24 protein-coding genes are annotated in these 22,431 nt (G+C 70.9%); 11 read left to right on the forward strand and 13 right to left on the reverse strand.

The window, feature by feature from the left end:
- The first annotated feature begins 20 nt into the window (after positions 1-20).
- The 3 genes from ASF52_RS12640 to ASF52_RS12650 all read left to right on the forward strand — a co-directional run bounded on the left by ASF52_RS12640 (position 21) and on the right by ASF52_RS12650 (position 1,285).
- Complete coding sequence (locus tag ASF52_RS12640) at positions 21-629, forward strand: GNAT family N-acetyltransferase (RefSeq protein WP_244473086.1); 609 nt, start codon at positions 21-23, stop codon at positions 627-629.
- A gap of 40 nt (positions 630-669) precedes the next feature.
- The gene (locus tag ASF52_RS12645; RefSeq protein ID WP_056172389.1) at positions 670-969 is read left to right on the forward strand and encodes a hypothetical protein; all 300 of its coding nucleotides are present in this window, start codon (positions 670-672) and stop codon (positions 967-969) included.
- Between the two features lie 115 nt (positions 970-1,084).
- Entirely contained in the window at positions 1,085-1,285 is a 201-nt protein-coding gene (locus tag ASF52_RS12650; RefSeq protein WP_056172392.1) for a hypothetical protein, read from the forward strand.
- Between the two features lies 1 nt (position 1,286).
- Here ASF52_RS12650 and ASF52_RS12655 read toward each other — a convergent pair whose 3' ends face one another.
- Entirely contained in the window at positions 1,287-1,970 is a 684-nt protein-coding gene (locus ASF52_RS12655) for a spermidine synthase (RefSeq protein WP_056172394.1), read from the reverse strand.
- Positions 1,971-2,126: 156 nt separating this feature from the next.
- Here ASF52_RS12655 and rlmN point away from each other — a divergent pair, with 156 nt between their 5' ends.
- The 3 genes from rlmN (at position 2,127) to ggt (ending at position 5,718) form a co-directional block, all read left to right on the forward strand.
- Complete coding sequence (gene rlmN, locus ASF52_RS12660) at positions 2,127-3,428, forward strand: 23S rRNA (adenine(2503)-C(2))-methyltransferase RlmN (RefSeq protein WP_056172397.1); 1,302 nt, start codon at positions 2,127-2,129, stop codon at positions 3,426-3,428.
- A 70-nt stretch (positions 3,429-3,498) separates the two neighbouring features.
- The gene (locus ASF52_RS12665) at positions 3,499-3,987 is read left to right on the forward strand and encodes a hypothetical protein (protein ID WP_056172400.1); all 489 of its coding nucleotides are present in this window, start codon (positions 3,499-3,501) and stop codon (positions 3,985-3,987) included.
- Positions 3,988-5,718, forward strand: coding sequence for a gamma-glutamyltransferase (gene ggt / locus ASF52_RS12670; protein WP_056172403.1), 1,731 nt, complete (start codon positions 3,988-3,990; stop codon positions 5,716-5,718). It begins immediately after the preceding gene.
- An 11-nt stretch (positions 5,719-5,729) separates the two neighbouring features.
- On the opposite strand, the gene rpoN is transcribed toward ggt, so the two are convergent.
- The 6 genes from rpoN to ASF52_RS12700 form a co-directional block, all read right to left on the reverse strand.
- Positions 5,730-7,301 (reverse strand): RNA polymerase factor sigma-54, encoded by a 1,572-nt coding sequence (gene rpoN / locus ASF52_RS12675; RefSeq protein WP_082515316.1) that lies wholly within the window; start codon positions 7,299-7,301, stop codon positions 5,730-5,732.
- Positions 7,302-7,616: 315 nt separating this feature from the next.
- A complete protein-coding gene (gene lptB / locus ASF52_RS12680) occupies positions 7,617-8,408 on the reverse strand; it encodes an LPS export ABC transporter ATP-binding protein (RefSeq protein WP_244473814.1) in 792 nt (263 codons plus the stop codon).
- Between the two features lie 53 nt (positions 8,409-8,461).
- Positions 8,462-9,196, reverse strand: coding sequence for an LptA/OstA family protein (locus tag ASF52_RS12685; RefSeq protein WP_443136682.1), 735 nt, complete (start codon positions 9,194-9,196; stop codon positions 8,462-8,464).
- Positions 9,196-9,936, reverse strand: coding sequence for an LPS export ABC transporter periplasmic protein LptC (lptC, locus tag ASF52_RS12690; protein ID WP_056172411.1), 741 nt, complete (start codon positions 9,934-9,936; stop codon positions 9,196-9,198). Before lptC ends, ASF52_RS12685 begins: the two co-directional genes overlap by 1 nt.
- Before the next feature lie 203 nt (positions 9,937-10,139).
- Positions 10,140-10,766 (reverse strand): ribonuclease D, encoded by a 627-nt coding sequence (locus ASF52_RS12695; RefSeq protein WP_056172414.1) that lies wholly within the window; start codon positions 10,764-10,766, stop codon positions 10,140-10,142.
- 100 nt (positions 10,767-10,866) lie between these two features.
- On the reverse strand, positions 10,867-11,298 hold the full coding sequence (locus ASF52_RS12700; RefSeq protein ID WP_056172419.1) for a ComEA family DNA-binding protein: 432 nt from the start codon (positions 11,296-11,298) through the stop codon (positions 10,867-10,869).
- Positions 11,299-11,693: 395 nt separating this feature from the next.
- On the opposite strand from ASF52_RS12700, the gene rpmF reads away from it, so the two are divergent.
- On the forward strand, positions 11,694-11,882 hold the full coding sequence (gene rpmF / locus ASF52_RS12705) for a 50S ribosomal protein L32 (protein ID WP_018046018.1): 189 nt from the start codon (positions 11,694-11,696) through the stop codon (positions 11,880-11,882).
- 157 nt (positions 11,883-12,039) lie between these two features.
- Here the strand turns inward: rpmF and ASF52_RS12710 are convergent, their stop codons facing one another.
- Together ASF52_RS12710 and phaR are read right to left on the reverse strand one after the other, a co-directional pair.
- Entirely contained in the window at positions 12,040-12,279 is a 240-nt protein-coding gene (locus tag ASF52_RS12710) for a hypothetical protein (protein ID WP_082479079.1), read from the reverse strand.
- Between the two features lie 95 nt (positions 12,280-12,374).
- The gene (gene phaR, locus ASF52_RS12715; protein WP_056172424.1) at positions 12,375-12,989 is read right to left on the reverse strand and encodes a polyhydroxyalkanoate synthesis repressor PhaR; all 615 of its coding nucleotides are present in this window, start codon (positions 12,987-12,989) and stop codon (positions 12,375-12,377) included.
- A 328-nt stretch (positions 12,990-13,317) separates the two neighbouring features.
- Between phaR and ASF52_RS12720 the strand changes: the two genes are divergently transcribed.
- Both ASF52_RS12720 and phbB read left to right on the forward strand, forming a co-directional pair.
- Positions 13,318-14,499: an acetyl-CoA C-acetyltransferase gene (locus ASF52_RS12720; RefSeq protein ID WP_056172427.1), complete on the forward strand. Its 1,182-nt coding sequence runs from the start codon at positions 13,318-13,320 to the stop codon at positions 14,497-14,499.
- Positions 14,500-14,634: 135 nt separating this feature from the next.
- On the forward strand, positions 14,635-15,363 hold the full coding sequence (gene phbB, locus ASF52_RS12725) for an acetoacetyl-CoA reductase (protein ID WP_056172430.1): 729 nt from the start codon (positions 14,635-14,637) through the stop codon (positions 15,361-15,363).
- Between the two features lie 41 nt (positions 15,364-15,404).
- Here the strand turns inward: phbB and ASF52_RS12730 are convergent, their stop codons facing one another.
- The gene (locus ASF52_RS12730) at positions 15,405-16,634 is read right to left on the reverse strand and encodes a glycerophosphodiester phosphodiesterase family protein (RefSeq protein ID WP_056172433.1); all 1,230 of its coding nucleotides are present in this window, start codon (positions 16,632-16,634) and stop codon (positions 15,405-15,407) included.
- 170 nt (positions 16,635-16,804) lie between these two features.
- Here ASF52_RS12730 and yddG point away from each other — a divergent pair, with 170 nt between their 5' ends.
- Positions 16,805-17,674 (forward strand): aromatic amino acid exporter YddG, encoded by an 870-nt coding sequence (gene yddG / locus ASF52_RS12735; RefSeq protein WP_056172437.1) that lies wholly within the window; start codon positions 16,805-16,807, stop codon positions 17,672-17,674.
- Here yddG and ASF52_RS12740 read toward each other — a convergent pair.
- From ASF52_RS12740 to ASF52_RS12750, 3 genes are read right to left on the reverse strand one after another with little or no spacing between them, the layout of a single operon-like run.
- Complete coding sequence (locus ASF52_RS12740) at positions 17,671-18,120, reverse strand: cupin domain-containing protein (protein WP_056172440.1); 450 nt, start codon at positions 18,118-18,120, stop codon at positions 17,671-17,673. The two genes, yddG and ASF52_RS12740, sit on opposite strands and share 4 nt — an antisense overlap.
- Positions 18,121-18,152: 32 nt before the next feature.
- Positions 18,153-18,881: a hypothetical protein gene (locus ASF52_RS23505; protein WP_056172442.1), complete on the reverse strand. Its 729-nt coding sequence runs from the start codon at positions 18,879-18,881 to the stop codon at positions 18,153-18,155.
- Positions 18,882-18,892: 11 nt separating this feature from the next.
- Positions 18,893-19,162 (reverse strand): hypothetical protein, encoded by a 270-nt coding sequence (locus ASF52_RS12750; protein ID WP_056172445.1) that lies wholly within the window; start codon positions 19,160-19,162, stop codon positions 18,893-18,895.
- A gap of 280 nt (positions 19,163-19,442) precedes the next feature.
- On the opposite strand from ASF52_RS12750, the gene ASF52_RS12755 reads away from it, so the two are divergent.
- A complete protein-coding gene (locus tag ASF52_RS12755) occupies positions 19,443-22,388 on the forward strand; it encodes a phosphoenolpyruvate carboxylase (RefSeq protein ID WP_244473806.1) in 2,946 nt (981 codons plus the stop codon).
- Positions 22,389-22,431 lie beyond the last annotated feature (43 nt).

Genomic DNA, 22,431 nt, shown 5'->3' on the forward strand with positions numbered 1-22,431 from the left:
CACGCCGGAGAGGCATCACCATGCCCGAGCCCCGAATGCCCGAATCCCGAACACGCGAACCCCGATCGGAACCGCGCGCCCTGCACCCCGTCATCCGCCGCCTGTGGCCGAGCGATGCCGCGGCGGTGGAGGCCTACTTCCTGCGCCTCGATCCGGAGACCCGCGCCAACCGCTTCATGGGCACCTTGAGCGACGCGGCCGCCCTGGCCTATGCGCGCCGGGCCCTGAGGATCGACGGCGTGGTGTTCGGCGGGTTCGTCGACGGCACCCTGCGGGCCCTCGGTGAGCTGCGACCGACCCGGGCGCCGCCGTCGCGCTACCGGCTCGGCGCCGAGGCGGAGGCCGCCTTCGCGGTGGAGCGCGGCTACCGGCGCAACGGCCTCGGACACGCCCTGTTTCGCCGAATCGCCGGGGCGGCGCGCAATCGCGGCGTACGCGACCTGCGGGTGCGCTGCCTCAGCCGGAACCGGCCGATGCAGAACCTCGCCCTCCGGGTCGGCGCCGACCTACGGATGGCGGACGGGGAGGCCGAGGGGGCGCTTCACCTCGCCCGGCCGACGCCCGTCTCCCTGTGGCAGGAGAGCGTCACCGAGGCGTTCGACTTCACCCTGGCGCTCGCCGCCGCGTGAGGCCACACTGGTGATCACGCTTTCGAGAGTGGCTCCCGCCATGCGCCCCACCCTGTTCGCCACCGCCGTCCTGCTCGTTTCCTCCGGCCAAGGGTTCGGCCAGCCGCGGCCGGCCATGCCGGAGATGATCTGTGCCGAGGCGGCCGGCCTCGTCGCCCGCACGGGCGCCATCGTGCTCACGACGGGGCCGTTCACCTACGCCCGGTTCGTGCGCGACGGCGGCTTCTGCCCCCTGCCGGAAACGACGCGGCCGGCCTTCGAGCTGACGCGCGACACGCCGCGCTGCTTCGTCGGCTACACCTGCCACGACCGCTTCACCGAGGGCGGCGGCCGCGAATAGGCATCGCAGTCCCGACAGGACGCGTCACGGCCAAGCTGCCATGTTGCGGCCAAGCCCCGTGCCGATGCTGGCGGCGACGCCCCGCGGGGGGGGCCGGCACCGAGGGGCCACACGCATGAGCACCAGCGATCACGTCGCGCGCCAGCCCGGCGACCTGCGCCTGCAGCGCTCCGTCGCCGACACCCTGCGGACCATCGCGGCGGCCTGCGCCGAGCGCGACGCCCCTCCGGTCAAGGCGGCCCGGCGCGAGCTCGCCGCAATCTACGGCGCCACGCGCCTGAGCCGCCGCCGCGACGGCCTGCGCGCCACGGGCTGATCTATTTCGCCCGCTCCGGCCGCACGGCGAGCCAGATCGTGTGGCGGGCGCCCCGCCCCCGCCCAGCCCGCACGGACACCGCTTCCACGGTGAACCCGGCGCGGACGAGGCGCTGGGTGAAGGCCGGATCGGGATGGGCCGACCACACGGCGAGCACGCCGCCGGGGCGCAGGGCGTTGCGCGCCGCAGCCAGCCCGCCCACGTCGTAGAGCCGGTCGTTCTCCGCCCGGGTCAGCCCCTCGGGGCCGTTGTCGACATCGAGAAGGATCGCGTCGAAGGCCAGCGCAGAGGACCGGATCAGGGCGGCGACATCGGCCTCCCGCGCCTCGACCCGGGGATCGGACAGGGCATCGGCGGAGATGTGGGCCAGGGGGCCGCGCCCCCAGGCGAGCACCGCCGGCACCAGTTCGGCCACCACCAGCCGCGCATCCGGCCCCAGGGCGTCCAGGGCCGCCCGCAGGGTGAAGCCCATGCCGAAGCCGCCGATGAGGACCTTCGCCCCGGCCCGTCCGCCGATCCGCGCCGCCGTCAAGGTCGCCAGCGCCTCCTCCGAGCCGCTGAGGCGGCTGTTCATCAGGTCGTTGCGGCCGATCCGGATGAGGAATTCATGGCCGCGCTGGAGCAGACGCAGCTCGTCGGTGGTGCCCGGGATCGGGGCGGTGTCGAGGGCGACCCAGGGAATCACGGCGAACCTCGCAGGCATCGAACAGGCGTTGCGCCCGGTACCACACCCGGCGCACCCCGCCCAACCCGGTGCACGCCGGCCATGCCGCACCCGTATTCGCCTTCGCCGCGCCGATCGCCTATATCGGACCGATTCCAGATCGAAGGTTCCAAGACCATGGCGACGGCGTCGTTCGACACCGCCCGGGGCGACGCGAGCGCCGCCCCCGCAATCGAGAAGCTGCCCGAGTTCGCGCCGGAGACGACGCCCCTCGGCGGCCCCCTCGGGCGGTCCTCCCTCGTCGGCCTGACCCGGGACGACCTCAAGGCGCGGCTTGGCGCCATCGGCGTGTCCGAGCGCGAGCAGCGCATGCGGTCGGGCCAGATCTGGCACTGGGTCAACGTGCGCGGCGCCAAGCACTTCGACGACATGACCAATGTCGGTAAGGGCCTGAAGGCGGATCTGGCGCGCGCCTACACCCTCGACCGGCCGGAGGTGATCACCGAGCAGGTCTCGCGGGACGGCACCCGCAAGTGGCTCATGCGCATGGCGCCGACGGGCAAGCACGACCACAATCGCGGCGCCGAGATCGAGTGCGTCTACATTCCCGGCCGGGGCCGGGGCACCCTCTGTGTCTCGAGCCAGGTCGGCTGCACCCTCACCTGCTCGTTCTGCCACACGGGCACCCAGCGCCTCGTGCGCAACCTGACGGCGGCCGAGATCGTCGCGCAGGTGGTGGTGGCGCGCGACCACCTCAACGACTGGGCCGGGCAGAACCCGACGCCGGCCGGGGCCGACGAGGTCCGCCGCGCGGTGACCAACATCGTGTTCATGGGCATGGGCGAGCCCCTCTACAACATCGACAACGTCATCGATTCCGTCGGCGTCATGGCCGACCAGGAGGGCCTGGGCCTGTCGCGCCGGCGCATCACCGTCTCGACCTCCGGCGTGGTGCCGCAGATGCAGCGCCTCGGCACCGACGCCCACGCCATGCTGGCCATCTCGCTTCACGCCGTGCGCGACGATCTTCGCGATACCCTGGTGCCGCTCAACCGCAAGTATCCGCTGGCCGAACTCATCGCCGCCTGCCGCAACTATCCGGGCCTCAACAACGCCCGGCGCATCACCTTCGAGTACGTGATGCTGAAAGGCATCAACGACACCGACGCCGATGCCCGCGAGCTGGTGCGTCTGCTCCAGGGCATTCCGGCCAAGATCAACCTCATCCCGTTCAACCCCTGGCCCGGCAGCGTCTACGAATGCTCCGACTGGGAGCGCATCGAGCGCTTCTCCGAGATCGTCTACGACGCCGGCTACGCGTCCCCCGTGCGCACCCCGCGCGGCCGCGACATCCTCGCCGCCTGCGGTCAGCTCAAGAGCGAGACCGAGAAGCTGCGCGCCCGCGCCCGGATGATGCTGGAGGACGGGATCGGCGCCGAGGGCGTCTACGCGGGCGCCGACGACGGCGACGACGATTGATGGCCTGACACCCCCCTCCCCCTTGTGGGGAGGAGGGCCGCGTTTCCAACACATCCAAGAGGGCGTCACCATGCGGTTCCTCGGCCGCGTCTTCGTCGGATGCCTCGCCCTGCTCCTGGCGATCCCGTGCGGCGCGTTCGTCCTCGGGCTGGGAGCCATGCTCGATCCGGTCTCACGCGACGTGCTCGGGAGCCTCGGGCTCGCCGGCCTGTTCGAGGGGCTGAACGACCTCGCCTCCGGAATCGGCCCCGAGACGATTCTGTTCGCCCTCGCCGCCTTCGCCCGCGCCCTGTTCCTCCTCCTCGTGCTGCCGCCCGTCGCCCTGGCGGTGATCGGCGAGACCCTGAACTGGCGGTCCGCCGCCTGGTACGGCGCCGGCACGGGCCTCCTCACGGCGCTCGTGCCGTGGCTCGCCCGGTCCGCGGCCCGCGCCGGCGACACGCAGGCCTTCGCCCAGGAGGGTCGCATCACCGCCATCCTGTTTCTCACGGGCGCGGCCTCGGGCCTCGTCTATTGGCTGGTGGCGGGCCGCTTCGGCCCGCGCGACGGAGCCGTGTGAATGCGCCGCCAGACCCCAGTCCTCGCCCTCTGCATCCTGCTCGGCCTCCCCCACGCGGCGTGGGCTCAGGCGGATTCCTCGCCGATCCAGTCGGACACCGCCCGGATGCTGCCGGTACTGGCCGCGCACGGCATGGTCTCCTCGCAGGAGGCGCGGGCGACGCGGGTCGGCGTCGCGATCCTCAAGGCCGGCGGCAACGCCGTCGACGCCGCCGTGGCCGTGGGCTTCGCGCTGGCCGTCACCCTGCCGCGCGCGGGCAACCTCGGCGGCGGCGGCTTCATGATGGTGCATCGGGCGAGCCCCGCCGAGACCGTGGCCATCGACTACCGCGAGACCGCCCCGGCGGCGGCCCGCGCCGACATGTTCCTCGACGCGCGGGGCGAGCCCGACCACGCCGCCTCCACCCGCACGGGCAAGGCGGTCGGCGTGCCCGGCACCGTGCGGGGCTTGGCCGAGGCGCACCGGCTCTACGGGTCGGGCCGCTTCACCCTCGCCGACCTCGTCGCCCCGGCCGAGCGGCTGGCCCGCGAGGGCATCGACGTCGAGGCCGGCCTCGCCGATTCCCTGCCCCGCGCCGTCGACCTGCTCGGGCGCTGGCCGTCGAGCCGAGCGATCTTCTTTGCCGGCGACAGACCACTCCGTTGCGGCGAGCGGCTGGTGCAGACCGACCTCGCCGCAACGCTGCGGGCCATCGCCAAGGACGGCCCCGACGCGTTCCACACCGGCCCCATCGCGGTGGCCATCGCGCGGGCCGTTCAGGAGGCCGGCGGCGTCGTGACGGCGGAGGACTTAGCCGCCTACCGACCGGTGATCCGCCAACCCGTGCGCGGCACCTATCGGGGCCTGTCCATCGCATCGATGCCGCCCCCGAGTTCGGGGGGGATCCACCTCATCGAGATCCTCAACATGCTTGAGGGCTTCGATCTCGCCCGGATGGGGGCGGGCAGCGCCGACGCGATCCACACCCTCGCCGAGTCGATGAAGCCGGCCTATGCCGACCGGGCCACCTGGCTCGGCGACCCGGCGCGGTCGCAGATCCCCGTCGAGGGGCTGACGGCCAAATCCTACGCCGAGGGGTTGCGCGCGGCCATCGACCCGGCCCGCGCCCGTCCGGCGGCGGAGGTAAAGGCCGGCGATCCCCTCCCCCACGAGTCCGACCAGACCACGCATTTCTCGGTGATGGATGCCGAGGGCAACGCGGTCTCGAACACCACCACCCTGAACTTTTCCTACGGGATGGGCCTCGTCGCCCCCGGCACCGGGGTGCTGCTCAACAACGAGATGGACGACTTTTCCGCCAAGACCGGGGCGCTCAACGCCTATGGCCTCGTCGGCGGCAAGGCCAACGCCGTGGCGCCGGGCGCCCGGCCCCTGTCCTCCATGACGCCGGCCTTCGTGTTCCGGGACGGCAAGCTGCTCCTCGTGACGGGGAGTCCGGGCGGCAGCCGCATCATCTCGACGGTACTGCAGACCATCGTCAACGTGGTCGATTTCCGCATGAACCTGCTGCAGGCGGTGGCGGCTCCGCGCATCCACCACCAGTGGCGCCCGGACGTGCTCACGGTGGAGGAAGGCGTCTCGCCCGACACCCTCGCGATCCTGCGGGCGCGCGGCCACCGGGTGGTGGTGGCGCCGGCCTCGGGCTCGGCCAATTCGGTGATGACCGCGGACGGGCTCGTGGCCGGAGCGGCCGACCCCCGCCAGCGCGGCACCCTGGCGGAGGGGTACTGAGGGGGACTCCCCTACCGCGCGTAGGCGAAATGCTCACGCCTGCGCTCGATGGAGGAGGGAATCCGTAGGGATTCCCGGTACTTCGCCACCGTGCGGCGGGCGATGTCGATGCCCTCGTCGCGCAGTTTCTGCACCAGGGCGTCGTCGGAGAGCACGTCGCTGCGGGCCTCGCCGTCGACGAGCTGCTTGATCCGGTGGCGCACGGCCTCCGAGGAATGCGCGGCGGTGCCGGCGGCGCCCGGAATGGCGGCCGTGAAGAAGTACTTCATCTCCAGGGTGCCCCGGCTCGTGCCGATGGACTTGTTCGAGGTCACCCGCGAGACGGTGGATTCGTGCATGCCGATGGCCTCGGCGACGGTCTTGAGGTTGAGGGGGCGCAGGTGCGCGACCCCGTGCAGGAAGAACGCGTCCTGCTGGCGCACGATTTCGGAGGCGACCTTGAGGATGGTGCGGGCGCGCTGCTCTAGGCTGCGGGTGAGCCAGTTCGCCGTCTGCAGGCATTCAGACAGGAACGCCTTGTCGCCCTCGGCCTGCGCCCCGCGCGAGACGCGGGCGTAGTAGCTCTGGTTCACCAGAACGCGCGGCAGGGCCTCGGCGTTCAATTCCACCAGCCATGACCCGTCGGGGGCGGCGCGCACGAACACGTCGGGGATCAGCACCTCGACGGCCCGGGCCCCGAAGGCGCGGCCGGGCTTCGGGTCGAGGCGGCGCAGCTCGGCCAGCATGTCGACGAGGTCCTCGTCGTCGACGCCGCAGAGGCGCCGGAGCGAGGCGAAATCGCGCTTGGCCACGAGGTCGAGGCGCGAGACCAGGGCCTGCATCGCCGGATCGAACCGGTCGCGGTCGCGCAGCTGCAGGGCGAGGCATTCGGCGAGGTCGCGGGCGGCGATGCCGGCCGGCTCGAAGCTCTGCACCAGTTTCAGCACGCGCGCGACGGTGTCGAGGGACGTGCCGAGCCGCTCGGCGAGGTCGTCGATGGATTCGCGGCAGTAGCCGGCGTCGTCCACGGCATCGATGAGGAAGCCGGCGATGAGACGGTCGGCCGGATCGCGGGTGGCGAGGTCGAGCTGGGCGACCAGATGCTCGCGCAGGGACGTCTCGGAGGTGAGGGTCGCTTCGAAATCCGGGGCCTCGCCGTCGAAGGAGCCTCCGGTGTTGCCGTAGGGTGCCGGTGTCAGGGACAGCATGTCGCCCGACGCGGCCTCGCGGGCATGGGTGGGGTTCTCGTCCGCGAACACGTTGTCGAGGCGGGTGTCGAGGGCGCCCTCCATGTCGGCGCCGCTCGCCGTCAGGGTGGTGGCGATCCAGGGCTCTTCGCCACCCTCGAAATCGCCGCCGTCGAAATCGCCCCCCTCCTCGCCCTGGCGGTCGACGGAGGATTCGGACGGGGTCTCGCCGGGGGTACGCTCGTCCCCGGTCTCGCCCTCGGCGCGTTCGAGGAGCGGATTGCGCTCGAGTTCCGCGTCCACATAGGCGGTGAGGTCGAGATGGGAGAGTTGAAGGAGCTTGATCGCCTGCAGGAGCTGAGGCGTCATCACCAGGGCTTGGCCCTGGCGCATTTCCAGCCGTTGCACCAGACTCATGGTAAGGTCCCGATCCCCGAGTCGCACCTCCGCTCGGCGGCGCGCGGCAGCGCGGGCCGAACTTCGGCATCAATCTTGCTTCTTTTTACCGTTTCGAGGTTTAGCCCCAACCTGCGCCCACGTCAAAGTGTGTTGGGTGCTCGGTGCCTAAAAATTGCCCAGCCGCCCGCACGCGCCGTCGCGGCGTGGTGTCAGCATCACATCGGGGCGGTAACGAAAGCCTTCCCGGACGCGGCGGACGACGCGTCTCGGATGGGGCGAAATGGGCCGTCGCGGGGCCGCACTCGGTTCGGGGGCCGTTTCAGCGAACCCGGCTTAGAGGCGGAAATCCTCGCCGAGATAGAGCCGCCGCGCGTCGGGGTTGGCGACGATCTCCTCGGGCGTGCCCTCCGTGAGGATCCGGCCCGAATGGGCGATGTAGGCCCGGTCGATGAGCCCCAGGGTCTCGCGCACGTTGTGGTCGGTGATGAGCACGCCGATGCCGCGCTGCTTCAGGTGCTTCACCAGATCCTGGATGTCCCCCACCGCGATGGGGTCGATGCCCGCGAAGGGCTCGTCGAGCAACATGAAGCTCGGGGACGAGGCCAGCGCCCGGGCGATCTCGCAGCGCCGGCGCTCGCCGCCCGACAGGGCGATGGAGGGGGACTTGCGCAGGCGCGCGATGTCGAACTCCTCCAGCAGGGAGTCGAGCTTCTTCGCCCGCTCCTTGCGGTCGGGCTCGGCCACTTCGAGCACGGCCCGGATGTTGTCCTCCACCGTGAGGCCCCGGAAGATCGAGGCTTCCTGCGGCAGGTAGCCGATGCCGAGGCGCGCGCGCTGGTACATCGGCAGGTGAGTGATCGGCAGGCCGTCGAGGCTGATCGATCCGCGATCGGCCGAGACGAGGCCGGTGATCATGTAGAAGATCGTGGTCTTGCCGGCGCCGTTGGGGCCGAGCAGACCCACCGCCTCGCCGTTGCGCACGGTGAGGCCGGCCTCGTGCACCACGGTGCGGGCGCCGTAGCTCTTGCGCAGGCCGCGCACGTGCAGGATGCCCGGCCCGCCGCCCTCGGCGAGGATCGCGGCCTCGCGCGCGGCGGCCGCGTCGCGGCGGCCCCGACCGAACATCCGGCTGAATAGGGACGGCTGGACCGGGGCGGCGGACACCGGCGACGCGGCGCTCAATTCGCCTGCGCCCGGGGCCTGGCCGCCTCGGCGGGCTTGCCGTCCGCCGGTTTCTGGACAGCCTTGGCCGCGGCGGGGGGCGTCGCGCAGCCCTTGCCGGTCTTCGGGCCGTCCTCCTTCTGCGGCACGAACAGGGCCGAGACCCGGCCGCCGGCCACGGGGTCCATGTTCGCCCGGCCGGTGTTCATGTCGTAGACGAGGCGCGAGCCGCGGGTCACATTCTGGCACTGGCTGAGCACGACGTTGCCGGTGACCACGATGCGCTTGGCCTCCTGGTCGAACACGGCGTTGTCGCCCGTCGCGACCTGGTCCTTCTGCACCACGGTGATGGGGCCGGCGCACTCGACGCGCTGGATGCCGTTCTCGCCCATCCCGCCGGCGGGTTTTTCCGAGGCCTCGGCCGTGTCGGCGGCCGGCTCCCGGGCCGCGTCCCCCTTCTTGTCGTCTTTCTTGCCCCGCTTGTACCGCACGGTCATGCTGGAACAGCGGATGGTGCTGTCGCCCTGCACGGCCACCACGTTGCCGGCGAAGACGGCCTTGTTCTCGCGGTCGAACACGTCGAGGCGGTCGGCGTCGATCTTGATCGGCTCCTTGCCGCCGCCGCCGAGATTGCCGAGGCCGCCGGCGGGCTTCTCCTTCTTCGGAGCGGGGGCGGCCGTCTGCGCACCGGCCGACACCGCGAGGGCGAGACCGGCGGCGAGGGCCGCCCAGCCGACGGACCGCAGGGCGATCACGGGCGGGACTCCCCATCCGTCGGCTCGGCCGCGGAGGTGAGGACGCGGGGGGGCTTGGCGGGTTTGTCCGGCCTGTCGAGTTCGTGCAGCACCGTGTGGACGTTGCCCACGAAGGAGATGACGTGGCCGCTGTCGGTGACGTCGAGGGTATCGGCCACCACGGTGCCGCTCGGGATCGTCACCGTGACGGTCTCGTTCGACTTGACCGTGCCGGCCTTGAAATCGACGGCGGCCGACTTCAGGCGGATCTCCTCGCCCTTGTCGGTCCAGATCCGGATGTCCTGCTCCAGGGTCAGGGCTTCCCGGGCCGTGTCGAACAGGCCCGACGCCGCCTCGAGATGGGCGCGGCCGCCCTTGTCGTCGGTGTTGAGGCGGCCCTTCATGGCCTGCAATTCGATGAGGGTCGGCTTGCGCACGTCCTGGAACGCCGCCGTGGCCGTGACCTCGTAGCCGCGCTCGCCCTGGCGGAAGCCGGACAGGCGCGGGCTCTCCATCTTCACCTTGGTGCCGGACAGGCTGACGGGGCCGACGCTCACGCCCGGCAGGCTCGTGCCGAACGGATTGAACAGGACGGCCGCGAGGGCCAGCACCGCCGTGCCGGCCACCAGGGGGATGACCCGCCGCAGGGTTCGGACGCGGGTGCTGTGGCTGCGGGCGCGCGCATGGGCGCGGGTGCGGCGCGCATCGGCGCGCGGGCCGCCGGATGTCTCGGTCTCGATGGCCTCGCCCACCTGCATGACAGTCCCAAACATGCCGCCGGATGCGCGCGGGCCATGGCGAAGTTATGACCACCCCGTTGCCAAATCATCAAGGGCGCCCGCACGCCCGGCCGCGCTCATGTGCGAGGACGCACCGCCCCATGGAAGCGAGGCCCTGTCCAAGACGAAGGCTCGGCGAAGACAGAGACTTGCCGAAGACGAAGGCTCGGCGAAGAATTCCGTCAGGTGTGGGCGAAGATGTCGGTCTCCGGCCAGCCGGCGAGGTCGAGGCGAGCGCGGGTCGGCAGGAAGTCGAAGCAGGCCTGGGCCATCTCCGTCCGCCCCTCGCGGGCCAGCATCGCGTCGAGGCGGCCACGGGCGGCGTGGAGATAGAGGACGTCGGAGGCCGCGTAGTCGATCTGCGCCTGACTCAGGGTCTCGGCGCCCCAGTCGGAGGATTGCTGCTGCTTCGACAGGTCGACGCCGACGAGTTCGCGGACCACATCCTTGAGCCCATGGCGGTCGGTGTAGGTCCGCGCGAGCTTCGAGGCGATCTTGGTGCAGTAGACCGGGGCAGGCATCACCCCGAGCGCGTTGAACAGCACGGCGAGGTCGAACCGGCCGAAATGGAAGATCTTGAGGGTGCCGGGATCGCCCATCACCCGGGCGAGGACCTCCGGCACCGGGCCGCCGGGGATGATCTGCACCACGTCGGCGCTGCCGTCCCCCCGCGAGATCTGAACCACGCAGAGCCGGTCCCGGTGCGGGTTCAGCCCGAGGGTCTCCGTGTCGATGGCGATGGCGGGGCCGGCGACGTAATCGGCGGGCAGGTCGCCACGATGGACGCGCACGAGGGGTTGGGGCGGCATGGGGGACTTCGCGGATGGAGACAGACGGCTCCGCGCGTAACACCCGGCCCCCGGGCGGACAAGCGCGGCGGATACCCGATCCGCCGCGCGCCATGAGCGCTTACTTCTGCTTGGCGATCACCTTGTCCTTGATACCGTCGTAGACGCCCTGCGACAGGACCTTCTTCGAGACGAGCTCGTCCTTGCCGCGATAGGGCCGGCCCTTGACGATGGCGGCGGCGCGGGCCGCGCCGATGCCCGGCAGGGCATCGAGTTCGGCGGGACTGGCGCTGTTGAGGTCGATGAGGGCGGCCTTGCCCGTCTCGTGCTTGCCCGTCTCGGCCTTGCCCGACTCGGGCTGGGCGGCCGTCGTCGGCGCCTTCGGCGGCGTGACGGTGGGGGGAGTGGGATTCGAGGGCGCCGGCACCGCCGGGGCAGGCTTCGTCGTGGGGATTGTGGGGCTCGGGGCAGAAGGGCTCGGAGCCTGCGCCAGTGCGGGAACGGTGGCGAGGCCGGCCAGGACGACGAGGCTGCGAAGAAGGGATGACGGCATGGGACACTCCCGGGTCGATGGCGTGATCGCGGTGCCGCGCCAACCTTCGAAGACCTAGACAAACGCGGTTGAACCGCCGCTTAACGATGCGACTGCGCCGCGCAGGCCTTGGTTAACGATGCGACTGCGCCGCGCAGGCCTTGGTTAACGATGCGACTGCGCCGCGCAGGCCTTGGCGGAACGCCGGATCACCGCGCGAGATCTTGATCCGTACGCTTTTCCGCCCGTATCGCCGCGGCGGAGACCGGCTCCACTTTTCCGCCCGGTGCCCTAGCCAGGACGACCGCGCGCGGCTATAAGCCCGGCCTCGAATCTCCGTTTGAACACGGTGCCGAGGCGTCCTCCCGGAGGGGGATCGCCTGAGGCGCCCTTTTTGCCATCGACAGGATCATCCCATGGCCGTTCCGAAGCGCAAGACCTCCCCCTCGCGGCGCGGCATGCGCCGGTCCGCCGACGCCCTCAAGGCTCCGACCTACGTCGCCGACAAGGATTCGGGCGAGCTGCGCCGTCCCCACCACATCGACCTGAAGACTGGCATGTACCGCGGCCGTCAGGTCCTCAAGGTGAAGTCGGCCGAGGCCTGAACCCGACGCCGCGCCCTCGGGCGGGATGGCCGCTCCGGCGGCCCGGGTTCGACGGACCGCGCCCGTGGACCAGGTCTGACGGAAGACCGGTTCCGACGGAGCGCGAACAGACCGTGCCCTGCGAGAGCGGGCGCGGTTTTTCGTATTGGACCGATGATCAGGCGATGCGTCGACCCGCAGCCGCATAGGTGGCCGCGGCCAGGCGCGTCCGCTCCAGCCGTGCGGGGCGCATGGCCGGGTCGGCGCTGACGAGAAGGTGGGTGAGGAAACCCGCATTCGCCCGTGCGGAAGCGACTCGCCGGAAGCCCTGCGCTTCGACGCCGCCGGGAATCACCACGAGATCGTAGACCGGCGCCTGTTCCGTTTCCGGACGTCGGCCTGTTCCAGATCGCCCCATCGCATCCATTCCCGTGTGAACCGGGGTGAGATGCGCAAGAGGTGGGCCGACGTTAACGGTTCGTCAACCTTTCATCCTGGGGCGGCGGCGGGACCCTACTTCTTCGAGAGATCCTCGAGGCGCGACTGCATCTCGGCCATCTGGCGCTTGAGATCGTCGAGGTCGGCCCCCGTGGGCGTCGGAACCGCCGCCTGCGCCGGGCGCGGCGCGGCGGAGGGGTGCGAGCCCATGCCCGAGAGGGGACCCGTGCCGAAGGTCGTGAACATCTTCATGGCGTCGCCGAAGAAGCTCATGTTGGCCCGCACCTGCTCCTCCATGGCGTTCTGGAACACCGTGGGGGCGAAGCTCTGGGTCATCTTCTCGCGCAGACCGTCCTGGTCGCGGGCGAAGTTGGCCATGGAGAATTCGAGGAAGCTCGGCACCATGGTGCGCATGCTGTCGCCGTAGAAGCGAATGAGCTGGCGCAGGAACGCGACCGGCAGCAGGTTGTCGTCGCCGGCCTTGTTCTCCTGCTCGAAGATGATCTGGGTGAGCACCGAGCGGGTGATGTCGTCGCCCGAACGGGCGTCGTAGACGAGGAAGTCCTCACCGTTCTGGACCATCGTCGAGAGATCCTCGAGGGTGACGTAGGTCGAGGTGCCGGTATGGTAGAGGCGCCGGTTGGCGTACTTCTTGATAACGGTGTGGTTGGACTTACCGTTGTCCGCCATCTCTGGGGGCCTCTCCCAACGCGATCATGCAGGTCGCTCGATCCTTGCGGCTCGATCTTCGACGACGCACACGGAGCCGTGAACACTCCAGATCCGCCTGGATTCATCTTAAAGCGTTCGCCCGCCGACGAAAACACCTATCTGACCGCCGTCCACGCGGAATAGTGCCGGTCTCCGCACCCACGGGTATGACAGAGCCTCCGCGTCCTCGCCAAAGCGCCTTGACTTCGCGGGGTCGTGGGCTTTCATCCGATGGCAACGGCACAAGGCGCGCACGCTCACCCGTAAGCGACAACGCAGCGCCGGCCGGCATGAGGAGAACGTCACCATGGCAGCAGAAGATATCGTCATCGTCGGAGCGGCCCGCACCGCCGTCGGTTCGTTCGGCGGCGCCTTCAACACCGTACCCGCCCATGACCTCGGGGCCGTGGCGATCAAGGCCGCCCTGGAGCGGGCCGGCGTCTCCCCCGACGACGTGGACGAGGTGATCTTCGGTCAGGTGCTCACCGCCGGCGCCGGACAGAACCCGGCCCGCCAGGCCGCCATCAAGGCCGGCATCCCCGAGAAGGCCACGGCCTGGGGCGTCAACCAGGTTTGCGGCTCGGGGCTTCGCACCGTCGCCCTCGGCATGCAGCAGATCGCCAACGGCGACGCCACGGTCATCGTGGCCGGCGGCCAGGAATCGATGTCGCTCTCCCCCCACGCGCAGTACCTGCGCGGCGGCCAGAAGATGGGCGACGTCAAGCTCGTCGACACCATGATCAAGGACGGCCTGTGGGACGCCTTCAACGGCTACCACATGGGTACCACCGCCGAGAACGTGGCCCAGGCCTTCCAGCTCACCCGCGAGCAGCAGGACGAGTTCGCGACGAAGTCGCAGAACAAGGCCGAGGCCGCCCGCAAGGAAGGCCGCTTCAAGGACGAGATCTGCCCCGTCACCGTGCCGGGCCGCAAGGGCGACACCATCGTCGACACCGACGAGTACATCCGTGACGGCGCCACCATCGAGGCGATGGCCAAGCTCAAGCCCGCCTTCTCGAAGGACGGCACCGTGACGGCCGCCAACGCTTCGGGCCTCAACGACGGCGCCGCCGCCATCGTGCTGATGTCCGCCTCCGAGGCCGAGCGCCGGGGCATCACGCCGCTCGCCCGCATCGTGTCCTGGGCCACCGCCGGCGTCGACCCGAAGGTGATGGGCACCGGCCCGATCCCGGCCTCGCGCAAGGCCCTGGACAAGGCCGGCTGGACGCCGTCCGACCTCGACCTGATCGAGGCCAACGAGGCCTTCGCCGCCCAGGCGCTCGCCGTGAACAAGGACATGGGCTGGGACACCGACAAGGTGAACGTCAACGGCGGCGCCATCGCCATCGGCCACCCCATCGGCGCCTCCGGCGCCCGCGTCCTCGTCACCCTGCTGCACGAGCTCAAGCGCCGCGACGCCAAGAAGGGTCTCGCCACCCTGTGCATCGGCGGCGGCATGGGCGTCGCCATGTGCATCGAGCGCGTCTGATCGCACGGCCTTGCGGCGCCATAATTCTTGATGGCGCCGCAAATTTAAATGGGTCGCGTGCCGGCTGCCTCGCCAGCTAAAGCCGCGCACGACCCACTCGCGAACCTGCCAAAAAAACACGAACCGGAGGATATCATGGCTCAAGAACGCGTCGCCCTCGTCACGGGTGGAACGCGCGGCATCGGTGCCGCCATCTCGAAGGGCCTTCAGGCCAAGGGCTACAAGGTCGCCGCCAATTACGGCGGCAACGACGAAGCCGCCAACGCCTTCAAGGCCGAGACCGGCATTCCGGTCTTCAAGTTCGATGTCGGCGATTACGCCGCCTGCGAGGCCGGCATCAAGCAGATCGAATCGGACGTCGGCCCCATCGACATCCTGGTGAACAACGCCGGCATCACCCGCGACGGCGCGTTCCACAAGATGAGCTTCGAGAAGTGGCAGGCGGTCATCAAGACCAACCTCGATTCGATGTTCACCTGCACGCGTCCGCTCATCGAAGGCATGCGTTCGCGCAACTTCGGCCGCATCATCCTGATCTCGTCGATCAACGGCCAGAAGGGCCAGGCCGGCCAGACCAACTACTCGGCCGCCAAGGCCGGCGTCATCGGCTTCGCCAAGGCGCTCGCCCAGGAGAGCGCCGGCAAGGGCATCACCGTCAACGTGATCGCGCCGGGCTACGTCGCGACCGAGATGGTGATGGCGGTGGCGGAGGACATCCGCAACAAGATCATCTCCACGATCCCCGTCGGCCGCCTCGGCGAGGCCGAGGAGATCGCCCGCGCGGTGGAGTACCTCGCGGCGGAAGATTCGGGCTTCGTCACCGGCTCGACGCTCACCATCAACGGCGGCCAGTACATCGCCTGATCCGGCTCCCGCGCGGCTTCCCCGAGGGGGAGCCGCGCCCCTCACTCGATCCCCATGCAGTTGGCGTAGAACGTCGTCGTCGCCGGCCAGTCCGAGAAGACCCCCGTCACACCCACGTCCCGGTACAGGACGTCGAGGAGGGCGAGCACGTCGCCGTCCCGCTCGATCAGCGGCCGGATGGACTTGTAGTAGTATCCGCCCCCGCCCTTCAGCGGTCCCGAGCGCTCCAACGACCAGGTGATCAGATCGAGGCCGGCGGCCTTCGCCGCGCGCGCGTAGGCGGACGGCTCGATGCCCCCGCCGGCCCCCACCCGCACCAGCATCCAGAGCGGCGGCGCCAGCGTGCGCAGGCCGAGGGCGGCGAGGTCCGCCATGCCGGGTTTCCAGCTCGCGGGCGTCTCGGGGTCGAAGCCCGGATCGGTCTCGTCGCGGTTGTCGAGCCAAAGCGCCTGCCGGCCGAAGTCCGGCTCCGCCTCCAGCCAATACAGGATGTCCCGCAGCTGGAAACTCTGCGGCCGGACGTCGGCGGCCGGCACCCCCGCCTGGCGGTAGGCATCGATCATCGCCTGCGCGTACTGATCCTGAGTGTAGCCCCCGAACGGCATCGCGACCTCGGGCGCCTTCAGTTCCGGGATGAACCGGCGCCCCAGGGATTTCACCAGGACGATGTACTCGCCGTGGGTCATCGGGGTGCCGGTGGTGGCGTAGAGGTCCGTACGCCAGCGCGGGGTGGCGTTCATGTAGGCGGCGCGGGTCGTGGCCTCCGCGTCGAAGGCGTCCATCTTTCCGTTCAGGGTCCGGAACTCGGCCAGCGTCAGGTCGCTGGTGCAGCAGCGCGCGCTCGCCTTGCGCCCGGTGGCGGGATCGGCCGGTTGGAAGTCGCGGCTGCATTTCGCCGCGAGTTCGGGCCGCGCCAGGATGTCGGTGGTGGTGTGGAGGTCGCACTGCGCATGCCGGCAGACCAGGTGCCGGTCCCGCGTGAAGACGACGTCGCATTCGATCGAACCGGCCCCCATGCGGGCCGCCGCGCGGACGCCCTCCCGGGTGTGCTCGGGAAATTGCAGCGGGGCGCCTCGATGCGCGATCGAGAAGGCGCGGGCCGTGTAGGTTCTGTCGGAACCGCAGGCCCGAAGGCGATCCTGCACCGGGCCGGGCTTCATGCTGTCGACGAGGTAGAACGGACGCGGTCCGATCTGAGCGATCTCGCCGGCGCGCGCCTCGCCACCGGACAGCCCGGCGAGGAGCGCCGCTCCCAGGATGATGCTCCGCATGGCTCTCTGCGCTCCACGCTTCGTTCACACCGGTATCGAGCGGTAGCCCGGAACCGTGACCGGCCCGTGAAAGACTGGTGGCGCACCGATGTTGCCTTTCGGCGTGCCGGCGTGGAACAGGGGCCTCCGCGCGCGCCACCCCGGCCCTTCCAAGTCCACCCCGGCCCTCCATGTCCACCGCGACTCTTCTTGGCTTCGGCGCGATCCTGCTGTGGTCGCTGCTCGCCCTGCTGACGGCGCTGTCGGGGGCGGTACCGCCGTTCCAGCTCGCCGCGATGACCTTCGCCATCGGGGGACTCGCGGGCTGCGCCAGCTGGATCGTGCGTCCGCCGGGTCTTCGTGCCCTGCGTCAACCCTGGCCGGTCTGGCTCCTCGGCATCGGCGGCCTGTTCGGCTACCATTCCCTCTACTTCGCCGCGCTGCGCCTCGCGCCGCCGGCGGAAGCCGGCCTGATCAACTATCTCTGGCCCCTGCTCATCGTGCTCCTGTCGGCGCAGATGCCGGGCGCGGCCGGCCTGCGCGCCGGGCATCTCGTCGGCGCCGCCCTGGGCTTGGCCGGCGTCGTGGCCCTGTTCGCCGGGCGGGGCGGCCTCGATTTCCAGCCCGGGGCACTGCCCGGCTACCTCGCGGCTCTGGCGGCCGCCTTCGTCTGGTCGGCCTATTCCGTGCTCTCCGCGCGGGTCGGCGCGGTGCCGACGGACGCGGTGGCGGGCTTCTGCCTCGGCACCGCCGCCCTGAGCCTCGCCTGCCATTGGGCCTTCGAGACGACGCTGTGGCCGGTGGGCGCCGTGCAATGGGGCGCAGTCCTCGCCCTCGGCCTCGGCCCCGTGGGCGCCGCCTTCTACCTCTGGGACGTCGGCGTGAAGCGGGGCGACCTTCGGCTCCTCGGCGTCGCCGCCTATGCGGCGCCCGTGCTCTCGACCATCACCCTCGTGGCCGGCGGCTACGCGGACCCGAGCCCGGCCCTTGGACTGGCCTGCGCCCTCATCATCCTGGGCGCCGGGATCGCCGTCCGGGCCTCGCGGGCCGGCGACCGTTAGGTCCGCGGGGTCGGCCGCCAATCCGGGGGAGCCATCTCGAAGCCGGCGAACTCGAAGGCCGGCGCGACCGTGCAGCCGACCAGCGTCCAGGCCCCGAGGCTCGTGGCCGTCTGCCAATGGCCGGCCGGCACGACGATCTGCGGCTGCTGCCCGCGCGCGAGGTCGGGCCCGAGATAGGCCGCCGTCGCGTCGTGCCCGTTGGGGCTCTGGGTGATCACCAGCGGCGCGCCGGCGTGCCAGTGCCAGATCTCGGCGGCATCGACCCGGTGCCACTCCGAGACCTCGCCCGTATCGAGCAGGTAATAGATCGCGCTGCCGACGGAGCGCCCGTCGATGGTGCGGGCATCGCGAAAGGTCTCGCGGTAATGCCCGCCCTCCGGGTGCGGGGCCAACCGCAAGCGGGCGATGATTTCGGCGGCGGTCGGGCCGCCCGGTCCAGGGCCCATGGGCATTCCGTTCTGTTGCGGGTGAGACGGCATCAGGGCTCCAGGGCCGAGGCCGGCAGCCGCATCCCCGGAGGGGCTTCGGGCGCCGTCTTCGGACGGGCCTTGGGCTTGGTGCCCGGGTTGGATCTGGCCACGGGAGCCGCCTTGACGGTCGGCGCCTCGCCGCAGGACTGGAAGGCGAGCTGTGCCAGGGGCTGGCCCGCCTCCGAGACGATGTTGAGGGTGTCGGGCAGGGGCGTCGGGGTCGGGTCCCAGCGGATGGTCCCACCCTTCGCCCCCTCCAGGGCGGCGGGCGCGCCGCCCCGGCGCAGGGCGTACAGGTCCGGCCCGTAGGCGGTCGCGACCTTGCCGGCGATGACGACCTGCAGCACCCGCGCCGTCTCCGGCGTCAGCGGCAGCAGGGGGTTCTCGACCACGATGAGCCCGGTCCGGGTGACCCAGACGGAGAAGTTCTTCGGTCCCTCGTAGAGGGCGGCCTTCTCCCCGCAGGCGACGGTGAGGTCCGCACGCGGGGCGGGTGGCGGCGCCGCCGGCGTGAGGGTCTCCGGTGCGCTGGCGGCGGGCGGCGGCGCGACCGGCTTCGGCTTGGCCGGCGCGACCTTGCGGGGCACCGTCTTTCGCACCGGGGCGGCGGCGGCCGGTTCGTCCGGCGCCGGCTCCTGAGCCGCGGCGGCGTGCGTCCAGGCGGCGAGGAGCGCGGCGAGGGCCAGGCGGGCCGCAGGACCCGAGCGGGTCGTGGGGGTCGGGCGGGTGGGACGCATCCGCGGATCCGTCATCGGGTGCCGTCGCCGGGAGGCAGGCGCCGGACATCTGGTTGCGGCTCGATGGGCAGGATCGTCGCGGAACGGTCGATGGGGCTGGTCCGGGGCGTTTGCAGGCTGCGCATCAGGGTCTCCTCGTCCTCCTCCATGAGGTCCTCCATCAGATCCTCCTCGCGCGCCATGCGCAGTTCGGGCCGCCGTGCGCGGGCCATCATCGCCATCACCACGATGCACGAGAGGGTGAAGACCGCGATCGCGGCCAGGATCAGGGTGGTTTCCATGCCGCCGTCAGCGTTACCCCAGGATGGCCGGCGATGCATCCGCCGCCCGGCTTGGGAGACGGACCCGGAACGGTCCTTGCGTGGCACCGCACGGGCGTCGAACGTCCGGGTGGCGATGTCGGGCAGGCATACCCGTCCGCCGGGGCATACCTTGCCCGGCGGGATACAGGTGCCCAGCGGGGATACCTGCCTGTCTGGGGATGTCCGGCCCGGGGATCGCCCCACCGCCACCGGATTGTCCTATGACGGTCCCCGTCCACCCCGTCACCAAGGTCCATCGATGCGCATGCACGACCGCAGCCCGGATCACGCGGTTCCGACCCCCGGGGTTCCTGCCCACGGGGTTCCTACCCACGGGGTCCTCGCGCCCGAGGCCCTCGAGGCGGATCTCCTCGGGCTGATCGAGGAATCCCGCGAACAGGCGGCGGAGGATCCGTTCCGCAATCCCGTCCTGGCGGTGACCCTGGCCATCACCCGGCGGTTCGATCGCGGTGAGATCGGCGAGGAGGTCCTCGACGGCCTGTTCGCCCGGCTGCGGGCGCAGGCCCTGGCCGAACGGGCCGAGCGCCTGCGCGCCTATGTGGGCCTTGAGCGGGATGCGGCCTCCGGGCAGGAGGCCCACACGCCGGCACGCCTCGTCGCGGCGATCCCGAAGCGCCAGGGCGATTTCGAGGCGTTTCGCGACCTCGTCGGCCGCACGGGCTTTGCCGTGGTGTTCACGGCGCATCCGACCTTCGGCATGCCCCGGGCGGTCGCCGGCCTCATCGCCGAGGCCGCGAGCGAGGCGGATGCGGCCGCGCGCCGGCCCCTGACGGAGAAGGCCGCCGCCCTCTCCACCCGGCCCGATCCGGCCATCTCCCTCGACGACGAGTTCGAACAGGCCTGCGTCGCGGCCAATCACGGCCGTTCGGCCCTGGACGCCTTCAACGACGCCCTCCTGGAGGCCGCCCGCCAGCGCTGGCCCGACCGCTGGACCGAACTCGTGCCGAAACCCTTCGCCATCGCCAGCTGGGTCGGCTGCGACACGGACGGGCGCACGGATATCGGGTGGTGGGACACCCTGCGCTACCGCATCGAATCGAAGCGCATGCAGCTCGACCGGGTGATGCGCCACCTGCCGCAGGTGCCCGCGACCCAGGTGGTCCGCGACCTCACGGCCGGGGCGCTGGCGGCGGTCAATCGCCAGCTCGCCGTGGCCCCGCGCCTCGGCACCAAGCCGTCCCTCGAGGCGGTCCACCGCTTCGCCCTCGCCCTCATCATCGAGCGCGAGCGCGCCCAGACCGACGCCACCGCGATCCTCGCCGGCCTCGCCGGGGCCATGGGCGGGGTCGCGACGGACGAGGAGCGGCGCGCCATCGCGATCCTGCGCTCGGGCATCGCCACCCACGGCCTCTCCAACGCCCTGCCCCATTTCCGGCTCAACGCCAGCCAGATCCACAACGCCGTGCGCCGGGTGACCGACCTCGAGGGCGAGCCGACCGACGCGGCCCAGCGCCGCTCCCACCTCTCGACGATCCACGCGCTGCTCAACGACGTCCACGCCGTGGACGTGGATTTCGGGGCGCTCGCCGCCGAGCGGGCCTCGGCCGCCCGGCTGATGATGACCATCACCCAGATCCTCAAGCACGTGGACGGCACGCATCCCGTGCGCTTCCTCATCGCCGAGACGGAGACGGGCTACACCCTGCTGGCCGCCCTCTGGCTCGCCCGGCACTACGGGATCGCCGACAAGGTCGAGATCACGCCCCTGTTCGAGACCGCCTCGGCCCTGGAGCAGGGCATCCGCGTCCTCGACGACGCCCTGCGCAACCCGCATTGGCGGCAATACCTCAAGCGCATCGGCCGCCTCACGGTGCAGTTCGGCTACTCGGATTCCGGCCGCTACGTCGGCCAGCTCGCCGCGAGCTTCTGGATCGAGCGCCTGCGCCTGCGCATCACCGAACTCATGGTGCAGAACGACCTCACCGGCGTCGAACTCGCCATCTTCGACACCCACGGCGAATCCATCGGCCGGGGCGCCCACCCGACGAGCCTGCGCGACCGCCTCGCCTATCTCGCCCCCGAGGATGCGCGCCGGCGCAACCGGGCGGCGGGCATCCGGGTCCGTCTCGAATCGAGCTTCCAGGGCTCCGACGGCTACCTCATGTTCGGCACCCTGCCGCTCGCGAAAGCCACGGTGGAGCGCATCGCCGAGCACGTCTTCGCCCTGGATCTCACCGACGACGATTCGTTTGCCGACTATGTCCTGTCCGATGCGACGAATGGTGCCGACGAGGCCGACGACCCGATCTACGGCGAGGCCGACTTCTCCGCCGAGTTCTTCACGGTGGTGCGCCAGGACATGGAGACCCTCGTCGACGACCCGGGCTACGCGGCGCTCCTCGGCACGTTCGGCCCGAGCCTCCTCGACCGCACCGGTTCACGACCCGTGGCGCGCCAATCCGATGGCGGGGGCCCGAGCATGATCACCCATCCGCGCCAGATGCGGGCGATCCCCAACAACGCGATCCTGCAGCAGCTCGGCTTCCTCGCCAATTCCCTGCACGGCATCGGCCGGGCCGCCGGCCGGGCGCCGGACCTGTTTCGCGATATGCGCCGCGATTCCGTGCGGTTCTCCCGCGCCTTCCGCCTCGTCCAGCACGCGGCCAGCGTCGGCGACCTCGACGTGCTGCGCGCCTACGTCGACACCCTCGACCCGGCGGTGTGGCTGGAGCGGGCGCGGCGCACCCAGCGCGACGGCCGCCGCGAGGAACTCGTGGTCATCGCCACGGCCCTCGACCGCCTGCGCCTGGCCCCGGACCTGCGCCGGCTGTTCGGACGGCTCACCTGCGACTGGCTCAGCCTCCAGGCGGCGGCACCCGACCTCGGCAAGATGTCGCCCCGCCTGACCCTGCTGCACGCCATCCGCCTCGCCCTGATCCACCGGATCTGGTTCCTGGCCGTGCACATCCCCGGCTTCCGGCCGCAATCGGGCATCAGCCGGGAGGCCCTCATCGAGCGGTTCCTGCGCCTCGACATCGACGGCTGCCTGACGCTCCTGGAGGACATCTTCCCGGTGACGCCGGACCCGACGCTCGGTCTCAACTTCGGCGAGCCGGCGGGGCCACGCGACGTGGGCACCTATGAAGCCGAGCACAACACCCTGTTCGAACCGATCCGCCGCTCCTTCGCCCGGGTGCGCGAGCTCTCCGGCATGATCCAGCACGAGGTCGGGGCGTTCGGGTAGTCGGACGGCGGTGTGTTGTCCCGCACATGGAAACGCCGGCCAC

The sequence above is a fragment of the Methylobacterium sp. Leaf112 genome, from assembly GCF_001423295.1.
Classification (GTDB): domain Bacteria; phylum Pseudomonadota; class Alphaproteobacteria; order Rhizobiales; family Beijerinckiaceae; genus Methylobacterium.